The organism is Microbacterium sp. zg-Y1090 (assembly GCF_030246945.1).
Lineage (GTDB): Bacteria > Actinomycetota > Actinomycetes > Actinomycetales > Microbacteriaceae > Microbacterium > Microbacterium wangruii.
The window spans coordinates 185897-205402 of sequence record NZ_CP126742.1 but is presented as its reverse complement, the minus strand read 5'-3'; the positions used below and the strand labels follow the sequence as shown (position 1 = coordinate 205402).

Below are 19506 nucleotides of genomic sequence, written 5' to 3'. Positions count from 1 at the left end.
GCGGCGGGCTAGACCTCGTCGCGCCAGGAGTGCTGGGGCTCATAGCCGAGCAGCCGGCGCGCCTTGTCGGTCGAGAACAGCGACGCGTGCGGTGCGAGTTCACCCCGCACCGGCACATCGGGGAACACCTCCGCCACGAGCTCCGCCGCGGGACGGGACATCACGGTGTCGGCTGCCGCGATGAGGAATCGGTCGAAACCCGCCGGCGCGTTCTCGAGCGCGCGCAGCACCGCCTGGGCGCCGTCGCGGGCGTCGATGTAGGACCAGAGGTTCCACTTGCGCAGCGTGGCATCGTCGTCGAACGAAGGGAATTCCGCGTAGTCCTCGGGGTCCATGACGTTCGAGAACCGCAGCGCCGTGATCGACAGCGTCGGGTGCCACCGCACCAGCTCGATCGCCAGCTGCTCTTCGAGATGCTTGACGAGCGAATAGACCGACTCGGGCCGCGCGGGGTAGTCCTCGTCGACGGGGATGTACGGCGGCGGCGCATCGAACGGGAGACCCTGCACCGTCTCGCTCGAGGCGTAGACGATCTTCTCGACGCCGAGCCGCACGGCGGCCCAGAAGACGTTGAAGGTCGCGGCGATGTTGTTGTGGAACGTCGCGACGTCGGTGCGGATGCCGGGCGCGGGCACCGCGGCGAGGTGCACGAGGGCATCGATGCCGTCGTGCTGGTCGTTCACCCCGGCCAGCGCGTCGATGACCTGCCCGTAGTCGGTGAGGTCGACCTGCACGAAGCCCGGCCCCCGCTGCCCGACCTGATCCAGGCCGATCACGGTGTGCCCCGCCTCACGGAGGACACGGACGACGGTTCGGCCCAGCTTGCCGGATGACCCGGTGACGGCGATGCGCATGTGATCACCCTGTCACGGTCTGAGCCGAAGTGGCCCGAAGAGCAGCCCGGCAGAGCGAATACCCACCCGGCGGCGAAAGTAGGGTGGAGGACATGCGGCTTGCCACCTGGAACGTCAACTCCATCCGGGCGCGCGTCGTGCGCACCGTCGACTTCGCCGTGCGCGAAGGCATCGACGTGCTCGCGATGCAGGAGATCAAGTGCAAGCCCGAGCAATTCCCCTACGAGGCGTTCGAGGATGCCGGCTATCACGTCGTCGCGCATGGCCTGAACCAGTGGAACGGCGTCGCGATCGCCAGCCGCGAGCCGATCGAAGACGTCGCGACCTCGTTCCCCGGCATGCCCGGCTTCGCGAAGGGCCACGAAGGACCCGACCAGCCGCTGGAAGCACGTGCGCTCGGCGCCACGATCGGCGGCATCCGGGTCTGGAGCCTCTACGTGCCGAACGGCCGATCGCTCGACGACCCGCACTACGTCTACAAGCTCGACTGGCTGGGTGCCCTCGCCCAGCACGCCCGCGAGAGCCTCACGGAGAACCCCGACCTCGCCCTCGCGATGGTCGGCGACTTCAACATCGCCCCGACGGATGCCGACAACGGCGACCCCACCGTCGTCGAGGGGATCTCGACGCACGTCTCCCCGCCGGAGCGCGCGGCATTCCGTGCCATCGAGGATGCCGGGATGATCGACGTGGTGCGCCCGCTGGTGCCCACCGGGTTCACCTACTGGGACTACAAGCAGCTGCGCTTCCCCCGCAACCAGGGCATGCGCATCGACTTCATCCTCGGCTCGCACGCCTTCGCCGATCGGGTCACCGGAGCGTCGATCCACCGCGATGAGCGCAAGGGCGAGATCCCCAGCGACCACGTGCCGGTCGTGGTCGACCTCGACCTGGCTTCACCCGACGACGACGACGACCGTCCGATGATCTTCGGCTGACGCGAGACCGCTCTCGCCGCCGCGCGTGCCCGCTCGGCGGCGGCGTCAGCCCATGTCGGCGGTGGCGACCTCGGGGCCGGGGCCGTAACGCAGCAGCAGCGCGCCGGCCGGGCCCGCCACCGGCGGCTCCAGCAGCGTGAGCCCGAACGCGGGCCCGTCCGGCGGGAACAGCCGCTTGCCCGGCCCGAGCACCAGCGGATACACCCACAGGTTCAGCACGTCGAACAAGCGCTCCTGCACGAGGCTGCGAGCGAAGTCGATGCTGCCGATCACGTGCACCTCCTCGTGGCGCTCCCGCAGCCCCGCGACCTCGGCGGCGAGGTCGGCACCGAGCAGATGCGAGTTCTCCCACGGCAGCGGCGGCTCACCCCGCGACGCCACGTACTTCGGCACGGCGGTGAACCGCTCGGCGATCTCCGCCGCCGGTCCCTCGTACTGCGGCCAGTACCCCGCGAAGATCTCGTAGGTGCGGCGCCCCAGCAGCAGGGCGTCGAGGCGTCGGATGCCGGCCATCACCCGCTCGCCGACCGCATCGTCATCCACGGGGGCCTGCCAGCCGCCGTAGGCGAACCCGTCGTCCGGGTCTTCCGCGCGGCTCCCGGGTGACTGCGCGACACCGTCGAGCGAGGTGAACAGGTCGATATGGATCACGCCCGACATGGGGAGTCCCTTCGTTCGCGTCATGCCGCGGCAGCGGCGGGGTCGATGTGGAACGTCCGGGCGAACCGGCCGAGGAGCGCGACATCGCCCCGTGGCACGCGCACCACGCCGCGGGCGATCGCGTCGTCGGGGCGCAGCTCCCCGGAGATGATCTCGCGGATCGCCGGCCCGGCGACGATCACGGCATCCGCGCCTCCCGCACCGTGCTCATCCGCTGCACCCTCCGCGCCCTCCGCGCCCTCCGCGCCCTCCGCGCTCGAGGGGAACGCACCCGCGTCCAGCCGCCGCACCGCGAGTGCGGCGCCGTCCACCCGTGCACGCAGGCCCACCTCTCCGATGTGCAGGTCGTATCCGGTCGAGGGCAGGGCGGCGGCGGCATCCGGACGGAATGCCGTGCGCAGCGCGATGGTCAACGAGTCGGCGGTGACGATGTCGTCAGGCTCCGGCTCGCCCATCGCCACGAACCCCCAGCGCCCGAGCGCCAGCACGATGGGCTCGAGCTCGCGGCCGTACGCGGTGAGGTCGTACACCAGCCCGCGGTGCGACAGCGGCACGCGCCGCACCACACCGGCATCCTGAAGCTCCTTCAGACGGGCCGCGAGGATGTTCGTGGGAATCCGCGGCAGACCGGCCTTGAGGTCGGTGTACCGGCGCGGCCCCACCAGCAGGTCGCGGACGATCAGCAACGCCCACCGCTCGCCGATCAACTCGGCGGCGGTGGTGACGCCGCAGTACTGGCCGTAGCTTCGCGCGGCCACCTACGACCGCGCCTGGTCCGCGAACGCTTCCGGACCCTGCTCCGCGGCGACGGGGTCCATGTAGAAGAAGCTCAGTACGTTGCCGTCGGGGTCTTCCAGGTCCCGCGAGTACATGAACCCGAGGTTCTCCGGCTCGCGGGGCTCGGTGCCGCCGGCCGCCAGGCCCGTGGCCATCACGGCATCCACGTCGTCGTTCGACGCCCGGCTGAGCCCCACCATCACCTGCGCCGTCGCCGCTGGATCGGCCACCGGCTTGGGGGTGAAGGTCGCGAAGAACTCCCGGGTGAGCATCATGAAGTAGACGCCATCCCCCCACGCGACACAGGCGGCGTTCTCGTCCGTGAACATCGGATTGATCTCCGCTCCCAGCGCGGTGTAGAAGGCCTTGCAGCGGTCGAGGTCGGCCGTGGGCAGATTGACGAAGATGTCGGTCATGGCGTGCTCCCTTGCAAGCCGCCGCGGTGGGCGGATGCCTCATGCTTGCAAAAAGCAAGTAGAGGGTCAAGAGCCCCCGGTGCAAGGTTGCGAAATCCGTCCGGCGGGGGATGTCCGCGGTCCCGCCCGCCCCTACCGTGGAACGATGAGCACGACCCCGACCGCCGCCCCGCCCCGCCGGCACCCACCCACCGATGCCCAGCTGCGCGTCGACGTCTGGCTCGCCGTTTGCCTGCTCGTCGGCGCCGTCATCAGCTCGTGGCTCGGCCAGGTCGCCGGGTTCTTCGGCGGCGACACCCCCGGGCTCGGCTGGGCGCTGCTGTACTCGGCGGCGGCCACCCTGCCACTGGCGCTGCGCCGCCGTTACCCCGAGGCCGTGCTGATCGTCGTCGCGGTCGCCTTCTTCGCCGGCGCGACCTTCCGCATCCCCGACCTCTATGTCGGCCAGGTCGCCCTCTTCGTGGCGATGTACACCGTCGGCGCCTGGGTCGACGATCGCCGTCGGGCGACCATCGTGCGCGTGGCCACGGTGGCCGCGATGTTCATCTGGCTGCTCGTGACGATGTTCCAGACCGCCACCGAGCCGTCGCCCGACGGCCTCTCCGCCGACGGTGCGTTCTCGCCGATGGCCGCGTACATGGTGATCCAGTTCATCGTGAACGTCGTGTACTTCGGTGGTGCCTACTATCTGGGCGACCGCGCCTACACCACCGCCCTCGCGTGGGCGGCCCTGCAGCAGCGCACCGCCGAACTCGAACGCGAGCGCGAGCTGACCGCGGCGCAGGCCGTCGCGCTCGACCGGGTGCGCATTGCGCGCGAACTGCACGATGTCGTCGCCCACCACGTCTCGGCGATGGGAGTGCAGGCCGGCGCGGCGCGGATGGTGCTGGAGCGCGACCCCCATGCCGCACGCGCCGCGCTCGGCGGGGTCGAAGCGTCGGCGCGGTCTGCGCTGGACGAGCTGCGCCAGCTGCTGGAGACCTTGCGCACGCCCGATGCCGAGAGCCCCGGCGCCTCCACGCTGCGGCTGTCGGCCATCGCCGAGCTCGCTGCGCACGCGAGCGAGAACGGCCTGCCCACCACCTTCACCGTCGTCGGAGAGCCGACCGAGCCGTCGGAGCTCGTGCAGGTGAACCTCTACCGCATCGCACAGGAGGCCCTCACCAACGCCCGCCGCCACGGCGGTCCCGCAGCCACCGCCGACGTGCGCCTGCGCTACGACCACGATGCGGTCGAGCTCGAGCTCACCAACACCGGCCGCGTGCGCACCACGGACCGCCCCGGCCTCGGACTCGTCGGCATGCGCGAGCGCGCCGCGGCGTCGGGCGGGACGATCGAGGCCGGTCCGCGCGCGCGGGGCGGGTTCCTGGTGCGGGTGCGGATGCCGTTGCGCGCGGCGGTGCCCGCATGAGCCGCGCCGCGACCCGCGTGCTGCTCGTCGACGACCACGCGGTCATGCGTGCCGGGTTCCGGATGATCCTTGACGCCGCCGACGACATCGAGGTGGTGGGTGAGGCGGCGACGGGCGTGGAGGCCGTGTCCGCGGCATCCGCCCTGCGGCCGGACGTCATCTGCATGGATGTGCAGATGCCCGACATGGACGGAATCGAAGCCACGCGACGCATCGTGTCGGATGCCGCGCTGCGCGCGGCCGTCGTCATCGTGACCACCTTCGACCGCGATGACTACCTGTTCCAGGCGCTGGAGTCGGGGGCGAGCGGATTCCTGCTGAAGAACGCGGGGCCGGAGGAGCTCGTCACCGCGGTGCGGGTGGCTGCGGCCGGTGACGCGCTTCTCGCGCCGGAGGTCACGCGGCGCGTGATCGCTCGCTTCGCGGCCGGCGCGCAGGGGCGCGCGGCGGGCGACGGCGCGACCGGGGGCGACGCGCCCGTGGCCGTGTCCCCCGCGGCACGGCCGCGCGCCGCGCACCCCGACCTCACCGAGCGCGAGACGGAGGTGCTGCGGCTGGTCGCCGCGGCCCGCAGCAACGCCGAGATCGCGCAGCAGCTGTTCATCGGCGAAGCCACGGTGAAGACCCACGTGTCGAACGTGCTGCAGAAGCTCGGGGCGCGCGACCGCGTGGCTGCCGTCGTCTACGCCCACACCCACGGGCTGGTCTGACGTCTCCGCCGGCCCCGGCACGCGCGCCGGGGCCGGCGGGGGACGAGTCCGAGAGCGTCAGACGGCGGCGGGCACCGGCGCGTAGCGCTCGATCAGCGCCACGAACGCGCTCAGGTACGCCGTGAGGAACGCCGCGGTCTCGTCGCTGGTGACCTCGCCGGTTTCGGTGAACAGGCCGGGCGTCGACTGCACGTAGCCTTCGGGCTGGCCGAGCGTCGGGGCGTTGAAGTGGCTCAGGATCGCCTTGAGGTGCTGCTGCGCGGCGGCGGTGGCGATGCCCCCGCCCGAGGTGCCGATCACGGCGGTGGGCTTGCCGTCGAACGAGCCCTGCCCGTAGGGGCGGGCCGCCCAGTCCAGCGCGTTCTTCAGCACGCCGGGGATCGAGCGGCTGTACTCGGGCGTGACGATGATCACGCCGTCGACGCGGTCGATGGCGTCCTTGAACTCGCGCGCCGCCGGGGGCATGTCGTTCTCGATGTCGACGGAGAAGAACGGCAGGTCGGCGATCGGGATCTCCACGAGGGTGGTGTCCTGCGGCGCGAGGTGCTCGAGTGCCATCGCCAGGCGGCGGTTGATCGACGTGGACGAGATGCTGCCGACGATGTAGCCGATGGTGCGCTCGGTCATGGGTGTGTCTCCTGAGGTCTCGGTGGCCACGGGGTGCCCGCGACCTTCAGGCTCCCCAACCGGAGGCCTGCGAGATCTATTCCAGTGCATATACCTCCGTGTCAGCTGAGCGCATCCCTCCCCCGCGAGGGGGAGACGGCGGCGGCCGCCGTCCCCCGCAGAACCCGACCGCAGGGGGAGGTCCGCGGCCATCGCGGCGCGTACCGTCGAAGTATCGATGGAGGAGGAGCTTCATGCTCGAATTGACCGGGATCACCAAGAGCTACGGCGGACGCCGTGTGCTCGACGACGTCGGCTTCACCGTCGCCCCCGGGCGACTGACCGGCTTCGTCGGCGGCAACGGCGCCGGCAAGACCACGACCATGCGCATCATCCTGGGCGTGCTGGCGAAGGATGCCGGCACGGTCACCCTCGACGGCGCGCCCGTCACCGCGGCCGACCGGCGCCGCTTCGGGTACATGCCCGAAGAGCGCGGCCTGTACCCGAAGATGAAGGTGCTCGAGCACATCGTCTACCTCGCCCGCCTGCACGGGTTCTCGAAGGCGGATGCCACCACCCGTGCGACCGCCCTGCTCGAGGAGCTGGGCCTCGGCGAGCGGCTGAACGACAACGTCGAGACCCTGTCGCTCGGCAACCAGCAGCGCGCGCAGATCGCCGCCGCGCTGGTGCACGACCCGCAGGTGCTGATCCTCGACGAGCCGTTCTCGGGCCTGGACCCGCTGGCCGTCGACGTCGTCGCCGCCGTGCTGCAGGCCCGCGCCGCCCAGGGCGCCGCGGTGCTGTTCTCCTCGCACCAGCTCGACGTCGTCGAGCGCCTGTGCGACGACCTCGTGATCATCGCCGGCGGCACCATCCGCGCTGCCGGGTCCCGCGACGGCCTGCGCGCCGCCCACTCCACCCGCCGGTTCGAACTCGTTTCCGCCGGCGATGCCGGCTGGCTGCGCGAGGAGCCGGGCATCACCGTGCTCGAGTTCGACGGGGGCTACGCCCTCTTCGACGCCGACTCCGACGCCACCGTGCAGACGGTGCTGCGGCGCGCCGTCGCCGCGGGCGACGTGGCAAGCTTCGCCCCCCGGCATCCGTCCCTCGCCCAGATCTTCAAGGAGGTCATCCAGTGAGCACCGCACCCTCCTTCGCCCAGAGCGTCTGGCTCGTCGCCGAGCGTGAGATCGGCTCGAAGCTGCGCAGCAAGGCGTTCCTCATCTCCACCGGCATCCTGTTCCTCATCGCCCTCGCCGGCGTGGTCTGGGGCGGGTTCGCCGCCCAGCAGGACAGCCGCACCACCGTGGCCGTCACGTCCGACACCGCTGCCGTCGTGGCACCGCTGGAGTCCATCGTCGACGCGACGGAGGTCGGCTCGGCCGATGAGGCCCGCGATCTCGTCCGCGAGGGCGAGGTGGATGCCGCGATCGTGCCGGGAGGCGACGGGTTCGGCTTCACCGTCGTCGGCGACGACTCCGTGCCCTCCGGGCTGATGACGGCGCTGAGCACGTCACCGCCGGTGGAACTGCTGCAGACCGATTCGGATGACGCCGACGGCCTGCTGCGCTACATCATCTCGCTGCTCTTCGGCGCGGTGTTCTTCATGGCCGCGCTGACCTTCGGCACGACGATCTCTCAGAGCGTCGTCGAAGAGAAGGCCACGCGCGTCGTGGAGCTCCTGATCTCGGCCGTCCCCACCCGGGCCCTGCTGGCCGGCAAGGTCGTCGGAAACACGGTGCTCGCGATGGGGCAGATCATCGGCCTGGCGGCGGTCTCCGTGGTGGGCCTGACCGTCACCGGGCAGGCGGAGCTGCTGTCGGGCCTGGGCGCGCCGCTGGTGTGGTTCGCGGTGTTCTTCCTCTTCGGCTTCGTGCTGCTCGCGTCGCTGTTCGCCGCGGCCGCCGCGATGGTCTCGCGGCAGGAGGACATCGGCTCCACCACGACGCCGCTGACCTTCCTCGTCATGGCGCCGTACTTCTTGGCGATCTTCTTCAACGACAACCCCACCGTCATGACGATCATGTCGTACGTGCCGTTCTCCGCCCCCGTCGGGATGCCGGTGCGCATCTTCTTCGGCGACGCGCAGTGGTGGGAGCCGCTCGTGTCGCTGGTGATCCTGCTCATCACCTGCGTCGGCGCGATCTGGGTGGGCGCCAAGATCTACGAGAACTCGATCCTGCGGATGGGCGCCCGCGTGCACCTCAAGGAGGCGCTGAAGGGCTGACACCCTCCCGCAGCCTCACGACGCAGCGGCGGATGCCGCGACCTGGGCCGATCGGCCGGGTCGCGGCATCCGTCGTGTCAGCCGTCCTCGAGCACGCTCAGCACGTTGCCGGCGGGATCGCGGAACCACGCGATCGCCGGGCCGCCGTTGCCGCGCGCGATGCCCCGCTCATCGGTGCCGAAGTCGGGGTCGCTGTAGATCTTCGTCTCGACGCCGCGCTGCTGCAGGTCGTCGACCGCGGCATCCACGTCGTCGACGACGAAGTTGAGGATCGTGAACGTCGCCGGCTCATGGTCGCGCTTGGGGTACGCGATCGCCTGACCGCCGCCGGCCAGATGGAGGTGGACGATGCCCATCTCACCGAGCGACGCGTCGAGGCCGAGGGTGTCGCGGTAGAAGGCGAGGGCGGCGTCGATGTCGTCCACCGAGAAGCCGCTGAAGCTGGGAGCGTCTCTGAGCACAACTTCCTCCTGTCATCGGGTGGTGCCGCCAGCATGCGCTCGCGGCGGCCACCTGTCGAGAGGGGCGGCGCGTCAGCGCTCGACGAGCACGCCGTCGGCGTCGGCCCAGACGTGCTTGCCGGTGGCGAAGACGATGCCCGCGATCGTCACGTGCACGTCGATCTCGCCGACGCCCATCTTCGCGCTCGTGCGCGGGTTCGAACCGAGCGCCTTGACGCCGATCGGCAGCGCAGCCAGCGCCTCGCGGTCGCGCACGGCACCGTGCACGATGAGGCCGGCCCAGCCGTTCTCGACGGCGGATGCCGCGATGCGGTCGCCCACGAGGGCCGATTCGAGCGAGCCCGCACCGTCGATGACGAGCACGGCACCGTCGCCGGGGGTGGCGAGCGTCTGCTTCACGAGGGCGTTGTCGCGGTGGCAGCGGATGGTGCGCACCGGGCCGTCGAAGGCGGTGTGCCCGCCGAAGTCGTGGAATTGGAGGGCGACGGAGTCGAGCTCGTCGCCGCGCTGGTCGTAGAGGTCTGCGGTCGCGATGGTCATCCCGCCACGCTAACGCCCGCCCCGCATCCGCCGCGTGCGTCTTCGCGGGTTCGTGCGGGTCTTCACGGTTGCGGCCGTGGCGCGGGGCGTCGGGACCCCCGGGGAGGGCGATTATCGTTGAATGCAGCGGGCCGATGGTGTCCCCGAAGTCCCCCTAGCTCTGGAACCATCACATGACCGACATGCTCGACCGCACCGCCACCACCGACGCCCCCATCCTCGATGTGCTCGCCTCCCGATGGAGTACACGGGTCTTCGACGCCGAGGCACCCATCGACGAGGCGGCCCTCGCCAGCGCGCTCGAAGCCGCACGCTGGGCGCCGTCGGCCAACAACTCCCAGCCGTGGCGCTTCATCGTCGCCCGTCGCGGCACCGCCGCGCACGACGCCGTCGTGGCCACCCTCATGGGCTTCAACCAGGCCTGGGCGGCTGCGGCATCCGCGCTGGTCGTCTTCGCCGCCGCCACCAGCCACGACGGCACGCCCCTCGCCTGGGCCGCTTACGACACCGGCCAGGCAGCCGCGCACTTCACGGTGCAGGCCCACGCCTCCGGCCTGCACACCCACCAGATGGGCGGTTTCGACCGCGACGCGCTCGCGGCGGCCTTCGACCTGGACTCCGATCTGATGCCGGTCACCGTCATGGCGGTCGGCACGCTGGGCGACGTCGCCGCCGCGCCCGAGGCGCTGCGCGAGCGCGAGAACGCACCGCGCGTGCGCCTGCCGCTGACGGAGCTGCTCGCCGTCGACGCCTGATCGCCCCGCCTCCTACCCTCGCGACGGCGACGGCGCGGCGGGGCGCACACTGTAGACGGCCCACGCCGGGCGCACCAGTCCGACCCACCGGGGCCTCCGCCTGGATATCGTGAAGCATGGTCACCTGCGTCCTGTCGATCGGCACAGCGGTCCCGCCGACCCGGCTGGATCAGCGACAGGTGCGCGACCTGTTCGTCGCCCAGCCCGGCGCCAGCCGGCTCACGCAGCGTCTCATCGGCGCCGCGTTCGACGCGTCGGGCATCGAGAGCCGCCACACCGTGCTGGCGGAGTTCTCGGGCGAACCGCCGGAGACGCCCTCCGGCATCCCCGTGATCGACGAGACCGGTCGCATCCTGTCGCCGTCCACCGGCGCCCGCAACGACGAGTACATCCGCCAGGCCCCTCCCCTGTTCGCCGCAGCGGCGGATGCCGCCATTCGCGGCGCCGGCATCGCCCCCGACCAGGTGACGCACGTGGTGACCGTGTCGTGCACGGGCCTGTTCGCCCCCGGGCCGGACTACCGCCTGGTGCGCGATCTCGGCCTGCCGGTCACGGTCGAGCGCTACCACCTCGGCTTCGTCGGCTGCGCGGCCGCCCTCCCTGGTCTGCGCACGGCGGCGCGCATCTGCGCCGGCGACCCGAAAGCGGTCGTGCTGGTCGTGTGCGCTGAACTGTGCACGCTGCACTTCCGCGTCTCGGACGACCCGCAGCAGATCGTCTCCTCGTCGGTGTTCGCCGACGGCGCCGCCGCAGCGGTCGTCAGCGCCGACCCGTCGCTGCGCGGCGCGCAGTGGCTGGAGCTCGAGCGGTTCGGCACCGCCGTGACCGACGACGGCGAACAGGACATGGCGTGGACCATCGGCGACGAGGGATTCGAGATGGTCCTCTCCGCCGAGGTGCCCCGCATCATCGGCCGTGAGATCCGCGGCGCCGTCGCCCGCTTCCTCGGAGACGACGAGGTGGATGCCTGGGCAGTGCACCCCGGGGGCCGCAGTGTGCTGGACCGCGTCGAGACCGGGCTGGGGCTCCCGGCATCCGCGCTGGAGGTCTCCCGACGCATCCTGCGCGACTACGGCAACATGTCCAGCGCCACGATCCTGTTCATCCTTCGCGAGTTCCTCAACGGCACCGGGGACGGCGAGCGTCCCGACGCGCAGCGCATCGCGACGCTCGCGTTCGGCCCGGGGTTGACGGTGGAATCGGTCCTCGTCAACCGCCGCACGGCAGACACGGCGTGAACCTGGGCGAGCGCGACGTGGCGTTGCGCGAACTGATGGACGATCCGGAGTGCGACCCGGCACGACTGCATGCCACGCTCCGCCGATTCGGCGCCGTCAACCGACTCGTCTCGGGCTGGGGCCGCGTCTACCGCGACCATCTGCGCCCGCACCTCGCCGCGCTCGGGCGCCCGGCACGCGTGCTGGACCTCGGCTCCGGAGGCGGCGATCTGGTGGTGCGACTCGCACAGCTCGCCCGGCGCGACGGCCTGGACGTGCGGTGGCTCGGCGCCGACCCCGACCTGCGCGCCCACGCGGTCGCCCGCGAGCGGGCACGTGACGACGTGGGGTTCCGCTGCACCGATTCGACGGTGCTGCGCGCCGAGGGGGAGCGGTTCGACGCGGTGGTGTCCAACCACGTGCTCCATCACCTGAGCGCGGCCGAGCTGGCCGGGTTCGCGGCTGATTCGCTCGCCCTGTCCACCGGCCCCGTGCTGCACGCCGACATCGCCCGTGACCGCCTGGCCTACGGCCTCTACGCCGTCGGGATCACGCCGCTCGCGCCCGGCACGTTCCTGCGCACCGATGGGTTGCGCTCGATCCGGCGCAGCTACCGGGCTGACGAGCTGCAACGGGCACTCGCCGTCGGGCACCCGGGATGGCAGGTCGAGACGCCCGCTCCCTTCCGCCTGCTCGCGCGGGGGCAGGGTCATGCCTGAGGTCCTGATCGTCGGGGCCGGCCCGGTCGGCACCTTCCTCGCCTCGGAGCTGGCCCGCCTCCACGTCGACGTCACCCTGTGGGACCGCCGGCCGGAGCCGGGGGGCGGCACCCGCGCCATCGGCCTGCACGCGCCCGTGCTGGCCGCGCTCGAAGCCGGAGGCGCAACCGAGCGCATCCTCCAGGACGCGGTGCGCGTGCGACGCGGAGAGGCCCGCAGCGACGGGCGGCTGCTGGGTGTCGTGCGGTTCGACCGGCTGAACCGCCGGCATCCGTATGTCGCCACCCTCCCCCAGCCGCAGACCGAGGCAGCACTCGCGGTACACGCCCCCGCCGTCCGCCGCGGCGTCGACGTCACCGGCATCCGCCGCGGACCCGACATGGTGCGCGTGCAGGGCCGGGAGGCCGACGCCTTCCTGGCTGAGTCGGCATCCCTGGTCGTGCTCGCCGGCGGAGCGGGGGCGCGGCCGCTCGTGTACCGCGCAGGCGCGGTGCCCACGACGGCCTACCCCGACCGCTACCTCATGTCGGATGCGACCCTGCCGCCGCGCGCCGACGCCCAGCTCGCGGTCGTGCACCTGGACGAGCCCGGCGTGCTCGAGTCCTTCCCGCTGCCCGGCGGGCGGCGACGGTTCGTCGCCTGGGATTCCGACGGCGGCGACGCCGACCCGACCGACGATGCGGCGCGACTGGCGCGGCTGCAGACGGCGCTGCGGCGGCGCGGGGAGCACGCCGGCGCCGAGGCGGTCACGGCGGCGACCGCGTTCCGCGTGCGGCGGGTGGTCGCACCGCAGCTGCGGCGGGGCCGCGTCTTCGCGATCGGCGACACCGCGCACGAAGTCAGTCCGATCGGCGGCCAGGGGATGAACCTCGGCCTGCTGGATGCCGCCGGGCTCGCGCCGCTGCTCATGCGCTGGCTGCGGGAGGGCGCCGCCCCCGAGCCGGAGCTTGCGCGGTGGGAGCGTGACCGCGTGCGCTCGGCGCGATGGGCGGCGCGGCTGGCGGCGGCCAACACCCGGCTCGGCCGGCCGGTCGACGCCACCACGCACGCGGTGCGCACCCAGGTGATGCGCGCGGCGCTCGCGGTGGGCGGACCACTGTTCGCGCACGCCTACGCGATGGGCTTCGACGCGGCGAACTGACGGCAGCGGCTCATCCCCCGCGGGTGGGCGCTCGCTCGCCGGCGCGCGTAGTGGATCACAGCCGCGAACACCCGCGCGGTCAGGAGGCGAGGGTGCCGGGCGTCGCAACCAGCTGCACGGCGAGCAGCAGCGCGGCGGCCATCACCAGGCGGAACACGATGCGATCGGGCGGCCGCACGATCACCCGGACGACCGTCGCCAGCGCGAGCGCGGCGACCACCGCGAAGAGGATCCAGGCCACGGCGCCGAGAGGGCCGGCATCCACCGCGCCCCACAGCACCGCTCCGGCGCCGATGAGCACGGCGATGCCGGCCAGCGCGGCGGCGGGGCGCGCGCCCAGTCGGTGCGCGAACCCCCGCACGCCGGTGCGGCGGTCGTCCTCGAGGTCGGGCAGCACGTTGGTCAGGTGCACGGCGGCGCCGAGCGCCCCGCCGGCGACCCAGGCCCACCAGGCGGCGAGCGCGGGCGGGTCGGCGGAGAGGGTCGCGAGCGACGGGAAGACGCCGAAGCTGACCACGAAGGGCACGATCGACACCGGGGTCGACTTCAGCCCGGCGTTGTACGACCACGCCGAGGCGAGGGCGATCGCGTGGGCGGCGAGCATGCCCGCCCCCAGCGGAGCCGAGAGCACGAGAGCCGCCGCGACACTCGCGATGGCGGCGATCCACGCGGTGCGGGCGCTCACCTCCCCCCGCACGAGGGGTTTGTCGGTGCGCCCGACGCTGCGGTCGCGCTCGTGGTCGATGGCGTCGTTGGAGATGCCCACCGACAGCTGACCGCAGAAGACGGCGGCCCCCAGTAGCACGACGCGCCAGGGTTCGAGCCCGGCGGCGATGCCGAGGGCCACGGCGAGCACCGTGACGACGACCGACGGGCCGGGGTGCGAAGCGCCCCACAGTGCCCGGATCGTCCTCACGCCTCGATGCTCTCACGCCGATGCCGGGTGCCGCGCGAGGCGGCACCCGGCGGGGCGTCAGTCGTCGAGCAGCTCGGCTTCGACGACGTCGTCGTCGGCACTGGCCGCCGGGGCGTCGGCGGGGCCCGCGCTGGTGAGCACCAGCGACGACCCGTCGGCCGCGACGTCGACGCGCACGAGATCGCCGTCGTGCACTCCGCCGCCGAGGATCGCCATGGCGAGGCGGTCCTGGATCTCCGACTGGATGAGGCGGCGCAGCGGCCGGGCGCCGAACAGCGGGTCGTACCCGCGCTCGGCGAGCCAGGCCCGGGCGTCGGGGGTGACGGCCAATGTGAGCCGGCGGTCCTTCAGCCGCCGCTGCAGAGCGTCGACGGACAGCTCGACGATCTGCGACAGGTCGTCCTCGGTGAGCGCCTGGAACACCACGACGTCATCGAGCCGGTTGACGAACTCGGGCCGGAACGCCTGGCGCACCAGCGCCAGCACCTGCTCGCGCTTCTCTTCGAACGACAGCGTCGGGTCGATCAGGATCGGGGACCCCAGGTTCGACGTGAGGATCAGGATGACGTTCTTGAAGTCCACCGTGCGACCCTGGCCGTCGGTCAGGCGCCCGTCGTCCATGACCTGCAGCAGCACGTCGAACACCTCGGGGTGGGCCTTCTCCACCTCGTCCAGGAGCACCACCGAGTAGGGCCGACGGCGCACCGCCTCGGTCAGCTGGCCGCCCTGCTCGTAGCCGATGTACCCGGGAGGGGCACCGACCAGCCGCGACACCGAGTGCTTCTCGCCGTACTCGGACATGTCGATGCGCACCATGGCGTGCTCGTCGTCGAAGAGGAACTCCGCCAGCGCCTTGGCGAGCTCGGTCTTTCCCACGCCGGTGGGCCCGAGGAACAGGAACGATCCGGTCGGCCGGTTCGGGTCGCTGATGCCGGCGCGAGAGCGCCGCACCGCGTCGGACACCGCCTTCACCGCATCGCGCTGGCCGATGATGCGCTTGCCGAGCTCGCGCTCGAGGTGCAGCAGCTTCTCGGTCTCGCCCTGCAGCAGGCGACCGAGCGGGATGCCGGTCCAGGCGGAGATGACGGCGGCGATGTCCTCGTCGGTCACCTGGTCGCCCACCATGCGCTCACCGTCGGCGCCTTCGGCGCGCTCGGCCTCCATCACCTGCCGCTCGAGGGCGGGGATCTCGGCGTACAGCAGCCGCGACGCGCGCTCGAGGTTGCCTTCGCGCTGCGCACGCTCGGCCTCGACGCGGGCCGCGTCGAGCTGGGTCTTCAGGTCGCCGACCCGGTTGAGCGAGGCGCGCTCGCGCTCCCAGCGGGCCTGCAGCTCGGCGAGCTTCTCCCGCTCCGCGGCGAGGTTCTCGCGCAGGGCGGCGAGCCGCTCCTTCGACGCGGCATCCTTCTCCTTCTTCAGCGCCAGCTCCTCCAGCGCCAGCCGGTCGACGTGGCGACGCAGCTCGTCGATCTCCAGCGGGGCGGAGTCGATCTCCATGCGCAGGCGCGACGCGGCCTCGTCGATGAGGTCGATGGCCTTGTCGGGCAGCTGACGCGAGGGGATGTAGCGGTTCGACAGGGATGCGGCGGCCACCAGCGCCGCGTCGGCGATGGCCACCTTGTGGTGGGCCTCGTAGCGCTCCTTGAGACCGCGGAGGATCGCGATGGTGTCCTCCACGCTCGGCTCCCCCACGTACACCTGCTGGAAGCGGCGCTCGAGGGCGGCATCCTTCTCGATGAACTCGCGGTACTCGTTGAGCGTGGTGGCGCCGATCATGCGCAGCTCGCCGCGGGCGAGCATGGGCTTGAGCATGTTGGATGCCGCGACGGATCCCTCCCCGCCGCCCGCGCCCATCAGCACGTGCAGTTCGTCGATGAACGTGATGATGCGACCCTCGGACTCGGTGATCTCCTTCAGCACGCTCTTCAGCCGCTCTTCGAACTGGCCGCGGTACATGGCACCTGCGACGAGTGCGGAGATGTCGAGGGCGACCAGCTCCTTGCCCTTCAGCGAATCGGCGACATCGCCGGCGACGATGCGCTGCGCGAGCCCTTCGACCACGGCGGTCTTGCCCACGCCGGGCTCGCCGATGAGCACGGGGTTGTTCTTCGTGCGTCGCGTGAGCACCTGGCTGATGCGACGGATCTCGCTGTCGCGGCCGATCACGGGGTCGAGCTTGCCCTGCCGGGCGCGGTCGGTGAGGTTGATGCCGAACTGCTCGAGAGGGCTCTGCTGCTCCTCCTGCCCCGGCATGGGTTGTGCGTTCATGGTTCTCCTGTGAAGTCTGGGCGCTCAAAACTTGAGCCGTTGTGACTCAAGTTTATCATTCGCACCCCGCCGCGTCGAGATGCTTGACCCTGTTCCGACCACAGCCCCTTGCATGGGCCGCATGAGACACACAGATCAGACGACACGACGACGGTCAGGGCGCGTGTTCGCGTTGGCAGCACTGGGGATCATCGCGATGGTGCTCAGCGCATGCGCGCCCGCTTCCTCTCCCGACCCCGCCCCCAGCGCCTCGGCTGCGCTGGACGAGTTCTACGGGCAGGAAATCGAGTTCACCGGATGTGCGGAGTTCGCGCAGACGGAGGCCGCCTCTCAGTTCTTCGCGACCGAAGGCCTCGAGTGCGCTCACCTCGCCGTGCCGATGGACTACTCCTCCCCGCCGGAGGAGCGCATGCAGATCGGCGTGCTGCGCGTTCCGGCACAGGGGACCCCCGATGAGCGCATCGGCTCGCTCGTCATGAACCCGGGCGGGCCCGGGGAATCGGGGATGCTCATCGCCGCCGCCCTCAGCCTCCGGCTCGCGGAGTCTCCGGTGCTGCAGCGATTCGATCTGATCGGGGTCGACCCCCGGGGCGTCGGCGCGTCGACTCCGTCGATCCGGTGCTTCACCGACGCGGAACGCGATGCCGGCGCGGCCAAGACCACCCTGGTCGGCGCGTCGGGCGCATGGACGCAGGAGGACACGGCCGCCCTCGTCGACAAGTGCGCGCACGCATCCGGTGGGGAGGACGTGCTCGCCGCGGTGGGCACCCGTGACGCCGCCCGCGATCTCGACGTGCTGCGCGCCGTCCTCGGCGACGAAAAGCTGACCTTCTTCGGCATGAGCTACGGGACCCGGCTAGGGGCGGTCTACGCCGAGCAGTTCCCGGACAAGGTCCGCGCCCTGGTGCTCGACGGGGCCGTCGACCCGCGTGCGGATGGCGAAGGCCAGAGGCTGGCGACCTTCTCCGGGTTCCAGCGCTCCTTCGAGCAGGTCGCCGCCTACTGCGCGCAGAGCGTCGAGTGTCCGCTCGGCTCCGACCCGGACCAGGCCACGAGGATGTTCCAGGAGCTGGTGCAGCCCCTGGTGAATGAGCCCGTTCCGGCCGGAGAAGGCCGCACGGCCACCTTCGATCAGGTCATCGGCGGCGTCGGCGGCAGTCTGTATGCGGAGGAGAGCTGGGATGCGGCGATCGCGGGCATCGCGCAACTGAAGCACGAGGGTCGCGCAGACCAGCTCCTCGCGCTCAACGACCTCTACACCGGTCGAGGCAGCGACGGCACCTGGTCGACGTTCCTCGACGCGAACCTCGCGATCAACTGCATGGACGAGGAACGTCGGACGCCCGCGGCGGAGGAGAAGCTACGCGCTCAGGCCGTCGCGATCAGCCCCTGGCTGGACTCGGGCGAGGATGTCATCGGCAGCACCCGTCACGCATGCGAGGGCTGGCCCGCCGCTCCCACCCTCGGGTTCCCGTACGCGCAGGACATCACAGGGCTGCCGGACACGCTCGTCATCTCCATCACCGGCGACCCCAGCACTCCGTACGAGGGTGGCGTCAGCCTCGCCGAGTCGCTCGGATCTGCGCTGTTGACCGTCGAAGGCGAACGGCACACGATCGCCCTGCAGGGCATCAGCCCGTGCGTCGACCGCGCTGTCGCCGACTACCTGATCGATCTCAGGGTGCCCCCGGCAGACGCCAGGTGCACCTTGTGATCCGCCCGCCGAGACGCGGCGCGCTCGGCGGACTGCGGGGCCACGACCGGCTCAGGCTGCCGAGACGTCGGCGTCGCGTGCGCAGCTGAAACGCGAGCGGTAGGCGCTCGGGGTCATGCCGAGGGTGCGCGCGAAGTTCTGCCGCAGCACCGCCGCGGACCCGAATCCCGACTCGGTCGCGATGCGGTCCAGCCCGAAGTCGGTCTGCTCCAGCAGCCGCTGCGCGTGGATCAGCCGCTGGCGCCCCAGCCACGCGGCCGGCGTCGCGCCGAAGTCGGCCTTGAACCGGCGGGCGAAGGTGCGGGGGGACATGTGGGCGCGGGCGGCGAGCTGCTCGACGGTGAGGTCCTCGCGCAGGTTCGCCACCATCCAGTCGCTCACCGGCGCGAGGGAGTCGCTGGCCGCCATCGGCAGCGGCCGGGAGATGAACTGCGCCTGACCGCCGTCGCGCTGCGGTGGCACCACCATGCGTCGCGCGATCGTGTTGGTCATCTCGGCGCCGAGCTCCTGACGCAGCAGGTGCAGACAGGCGTCGAGACCCGCGGCGGTGCCGGCGCTGGTGATGATCCGGCCGTCCTGCACGTAGAGCACGTCGGGGTCGACCTCGATGCGGGGGAACCGGCGGGCCATCTCGTCGGCGTACATCCAGTGCGTCGTCGCGCGCCGGCCGTCCAGCACGCCCGCCTCGGCGAGCACGAAGGATCCGCTGCAGACGCTCAGCACCCAGGCCTTGCGTGCGACGGCGCGCCGCACGACGTCGAGCACGCGCGCATCACCGCGCCCCCACCACTCGCGCGGCACCGGCGACACCACGACGAGATCGGCCTCGTACGCGAAGGCCAGGTCGTGCTCGACGTTGATCGAGAACCCCATCTTCGACGGAATCGCCCCGGGCTCGGCCGCGACGATGCGGAAGTCGAAGTTCGGGATGCCGTCATCGCTGCGGTCCAACCCGAAGGCCTCGCAGGCCACTCCGAACTCGAAGGGGGCGAACCCCGGCTGCACGATGCACGCGACCGTCTTCATGGCAGTCATGCTACGGGCGATCGCCGCCCTGCCACTAGTGGCAGTTTTCCCACGGGCGTAGCTTTCCAGCCATGTTCGCTCTTCTGATCATCACCGCCCTCGCGGCCGCTGCGCTGGTCGCGACGGCCGTCGAGCTTCGGCGCGACGGCT

At 71.6% G+C, this 19506-nt stretch carries 20 protein-coding genes; 10 read left to right on the top strand and 10 right to left on the bottom strand.

Annotated features, from left to right (window positions below):
• Window positions 1-8 precede the first annotated feature (8 nt).
• Complete coding sequence (locus QNO26_RS00925) at window positions 9-854, bottom strand: NAD-dependent epimerase/dehydratase family protein (protein WP_257532877.1); 846 nt, start codon at window positions 852-854, stop codon at window positions 9-11.
• Window positions 855-946: 92 nt separating this feature from the next.
• Here QNO26_RS00925 and QNO26_RS00920 point away from each other — a divergent pair, with 92 nt between their 5' ends.
• Complete coding sequence (locus tag QNO26_RS00920; protein ID WP_257532875.1) at window positions 947-1792, top strand: exodeoxyribonuclease III; 846 nt, start codon at window positions 947-949, stop codon at window positions 1790-1792.
• Window positions 1793-1837: 45 nt separating this feature from the next.
• Here QNO26_RS00920 and QNO26_RS00915 read toward each other — a convergent pair whose 3' ends face one another.
• From QNO26_RS00915 to QNO26_RS00905, 3 genes are read right to left on the bottom strand one after another with little or no spacing between them, the layout of a single operon-like run.
• Window positions 1838-2452 carry a dihydrofolate reductase family protein gene (locus tag QNO26_RS00915; RefSeq protein WP_257532873.1) on the bottom strand — a complete coding sequence of 205 codons (615 nt, stop codon included), beginning with the start codon at window positions 2450-2452 and terminating at the stop codon, window positions 1838-1840.
• A 20-nt stretch (window positions 2453-2472) separates the two neighbouring features.
• Window positions 2473-3210 carry a winged helix-turn-helix transcriptional regulator gene (locus tag QNO26_RS00910; RefSeq protein WP_257532871.1) on the bottom strand — a complete coding sequence of 246 codons (738 nt, stop codon included), beginning with the start codon at window positions 3208-3210 and terminating at the stop codon, window positions 2473-2475.
• Window positions 3211-3645: a VOC family protein gene (locus tag QNO26_RS00905; RefSeq protein WP_257532869.1), complete on the bottom strand. Its 435-nt coding sequence runs from the start codon at window positions 3643-3645 to the stop codon at window positions 3211-3213. It lies immediately after the preceding gene.
• Between the two features lie 145 nt (window positions 3646-3790).
• On the opposite strand from QNO26_RS00905, the gene QNO26_RS00900 reads away from it, so the two are divergent.
• Entirely contained in the window at window positions 3791-5056 is a 1266-nt protein-coding gene (locus QNO26_RS00900) for a sensor histidine kinase (protein ID WP_257638623.1), read from the top strand.
• Entirely contained in the window at window positions 5053-5766 is a 714-nt protein-coding gene (locus QNO26_RS00895; RefSeq protein ID WP_257532866.1) for a response regulator, read from the top strand. The genes QNO26_RS00900 and QNO26_RS00895 overlap by 4 nt, the downstream gene beginning before the upstream one ends.
• 57 nt (window positions 5767-5823) lie before the next feature.
• Here QNO26_RS00895 and QNO26_RS00890 read toward each other — a convergent pair whose 3' ends face one another.
• Window positions 5824-6393 (bottom strand): NADPH-dependent FMN reductase, encoded by a 570-nt coding sequence (locus QNO26_RS00890; protein WP_257638622.1) that lies wholly within the window; start codon window positions 6391-6393, stop codon window positions 5824-5826.
• 233 nt (window positions 6394-6626) lie between these two features.
• Here QNO26_RS00890 and QNO26_RS00885 point away from each other — a divergent pair, with 233 nt between their 5' ends.
• A complete protein-coding gene (locus QNO26_RS00885; RefSeq protein WP_257638621.1) occupies window positions 6627-7511 on the top strand; it encodes an ABC transporter ATP-binding protein in 885 nt (294 codons plus the stop codon).
• Entirely contained in the window at window positions 7508-8599 is a 1092-nt protein-coding gene (locus QNO26_RS00880; RefSeq protein WP_257532859.1) for an ABC transporter permease, read from the top strand. The genes QNO26_RS00885 and QNO26_RS00880 overlap by 4 nt, the downstream gene beginning before the upstream one ends.
• A 77-nt stretch (window positions 8600-8676) precedes the next feature.
• On the opposite strand, the gene QNO26_RS00875 is transcribed toward QNO26_RS00880, so the two are convergent.
• Together QNO26_RS00875 and rraA are read right to left on the bottom strand one after the other, a co-directional pair.
• Window positions 8677-9060 carry a VOC family protein gene (locus QNO26_RS00875; RefSeq protein ID WP_257532857.1) on the bottom strand — a complete coding sequence of 128 codons (384 nt, stop codon included), beginning with the start codon at window positions 9058-9060 and terminating at the stop codon, window positions 8677-8679.
• Between the two features lie 72 nt (window positions 9061-9132).
• Entirely contained in the window at window positions 9133-9600 is a 468-nt protein-coding gene (gene rraA, locus QNO26_RS00870; protein ID WP_257532855.1) for a ribonuclease E activity regulator RraA, read from the bottom strand.
• A gap of 182 nt (window positions 9601-9782) precedes the next feature.
• Here rraA and QNO26_RS00865 point away from each other — a divergent pair, with 182 nt between their 5' ends.
• The 4 genes from QNO26_RS00865 to QNO26_RS00850 all read left to right on the top strand — a co-directional run bounded on the left by QNO26_RS00865 (window position 9783) and on the right by QNO26_RS00850 (window position 13432).
• Entirely contained in the window at window positions 9783-10355 is a 573-nt protein-coding gene (locus QNO26_RS00865; protein ID WP_257533139.1) for a nitroreductase family protein, read from the top strand.
• 116 nt (window positions 10356-10471) lie between these two features.
• Window positions 10472-11593, top strand: coding sequence for a type III polyketide synthase (locus QNO26_RS00860; protein ID WP_257532853.1), 1122 nt, complete (start codon window positions 10472-10474; stop codon window positions 11591-11593).
• On the top strand, window positions 11590-12291 hold the full coding sequence (locus QNO26_RS00855; protein WP_257532850.1) for a methyltransferase domain-containing protein: 702 nt from the start codon (window positions 11590-11592) through the stop codon (window positions 12289-12291). The genes QNO26_RS00860 and QNO26_RS00855 overlap by 4 nt, the downstream gene beginning before the upstream one ends.
• Window positions 12284-13432, top strand: coding sequence for an FAD-dependent oxidoreductase (locus QNO26_RS00850; RefSeq protein ID WP_257638620.1), 1149 nt, complete (start codon window positions 12284-12286; stop codon window positions 13430-13432). The genes QNO26_RS00855 and QNO26_RS00850 overlap by 8 nt, the downstream gene beginning before the upstream one ends.
• 79 nt (window positions 13433-13511) lie before the next feature.
• On the opposite strand, the gene QNO26_RS00845 is transcribed toward QNO26_RS00850, so the two are convergent.
• Complete coding sequence (locus QNO26_RS00845; RefSeq protein ID WP_257638619.1) at window positions 13512-14348, bottom strand: UbiA family prenyltransferase; 837 nt, start codon at window positions 14346-14348, stop codon at window positions 13512-13514.
• Window positions 14349-14405: 57 nt separating this feature from the next.
• Window positions 14406-16616 (bottom strand): ATP-dependent Clp protease ATP-binding subunit, encoded by a 2211-nt coding sequence (locus QNO26_RS00840; RefSeq protein ID WP_257638618.1) that lies wholly within the window; start codon window positions 16614-16616, stop codon window positions 14406-14408.
• A 163-nt stretch (window positions 16617-16779) separates the two neighbouring features.
• Here QNO26_RS00840 and QNO26_RS00835 point away from each other — a divergent pair, with 163 nt between their 5' ends.
• Window positions 16780-18330, top strand: a complete 1551-nt coding sequence (locus QNO26_RS00835) for an alpha/beta hydrolase (RefSeq protein ID WP_257638617.1) — start codon at window positions 16780-16782, stop codon at window positions 18328-18330.
• 51 nt (window positions 18331-18381) lie between these two features.
• On the opposite strand, the gene QNO26_RS00830 is transcribed toward QNO26_RS00835, so the two are convergent.
• Window positions 18382-19356, bottom strand: a complete 975-nt coding sequence (locus QNO26_RS00830; protein ID WP_257638616.1) for a GlxA family transcriptional regulator — start codon at window positions 19354-19356, stop codon at window positions 18382-18384.
• Window positions 19357-19506 lie beyond the last annotated feature (150 nt).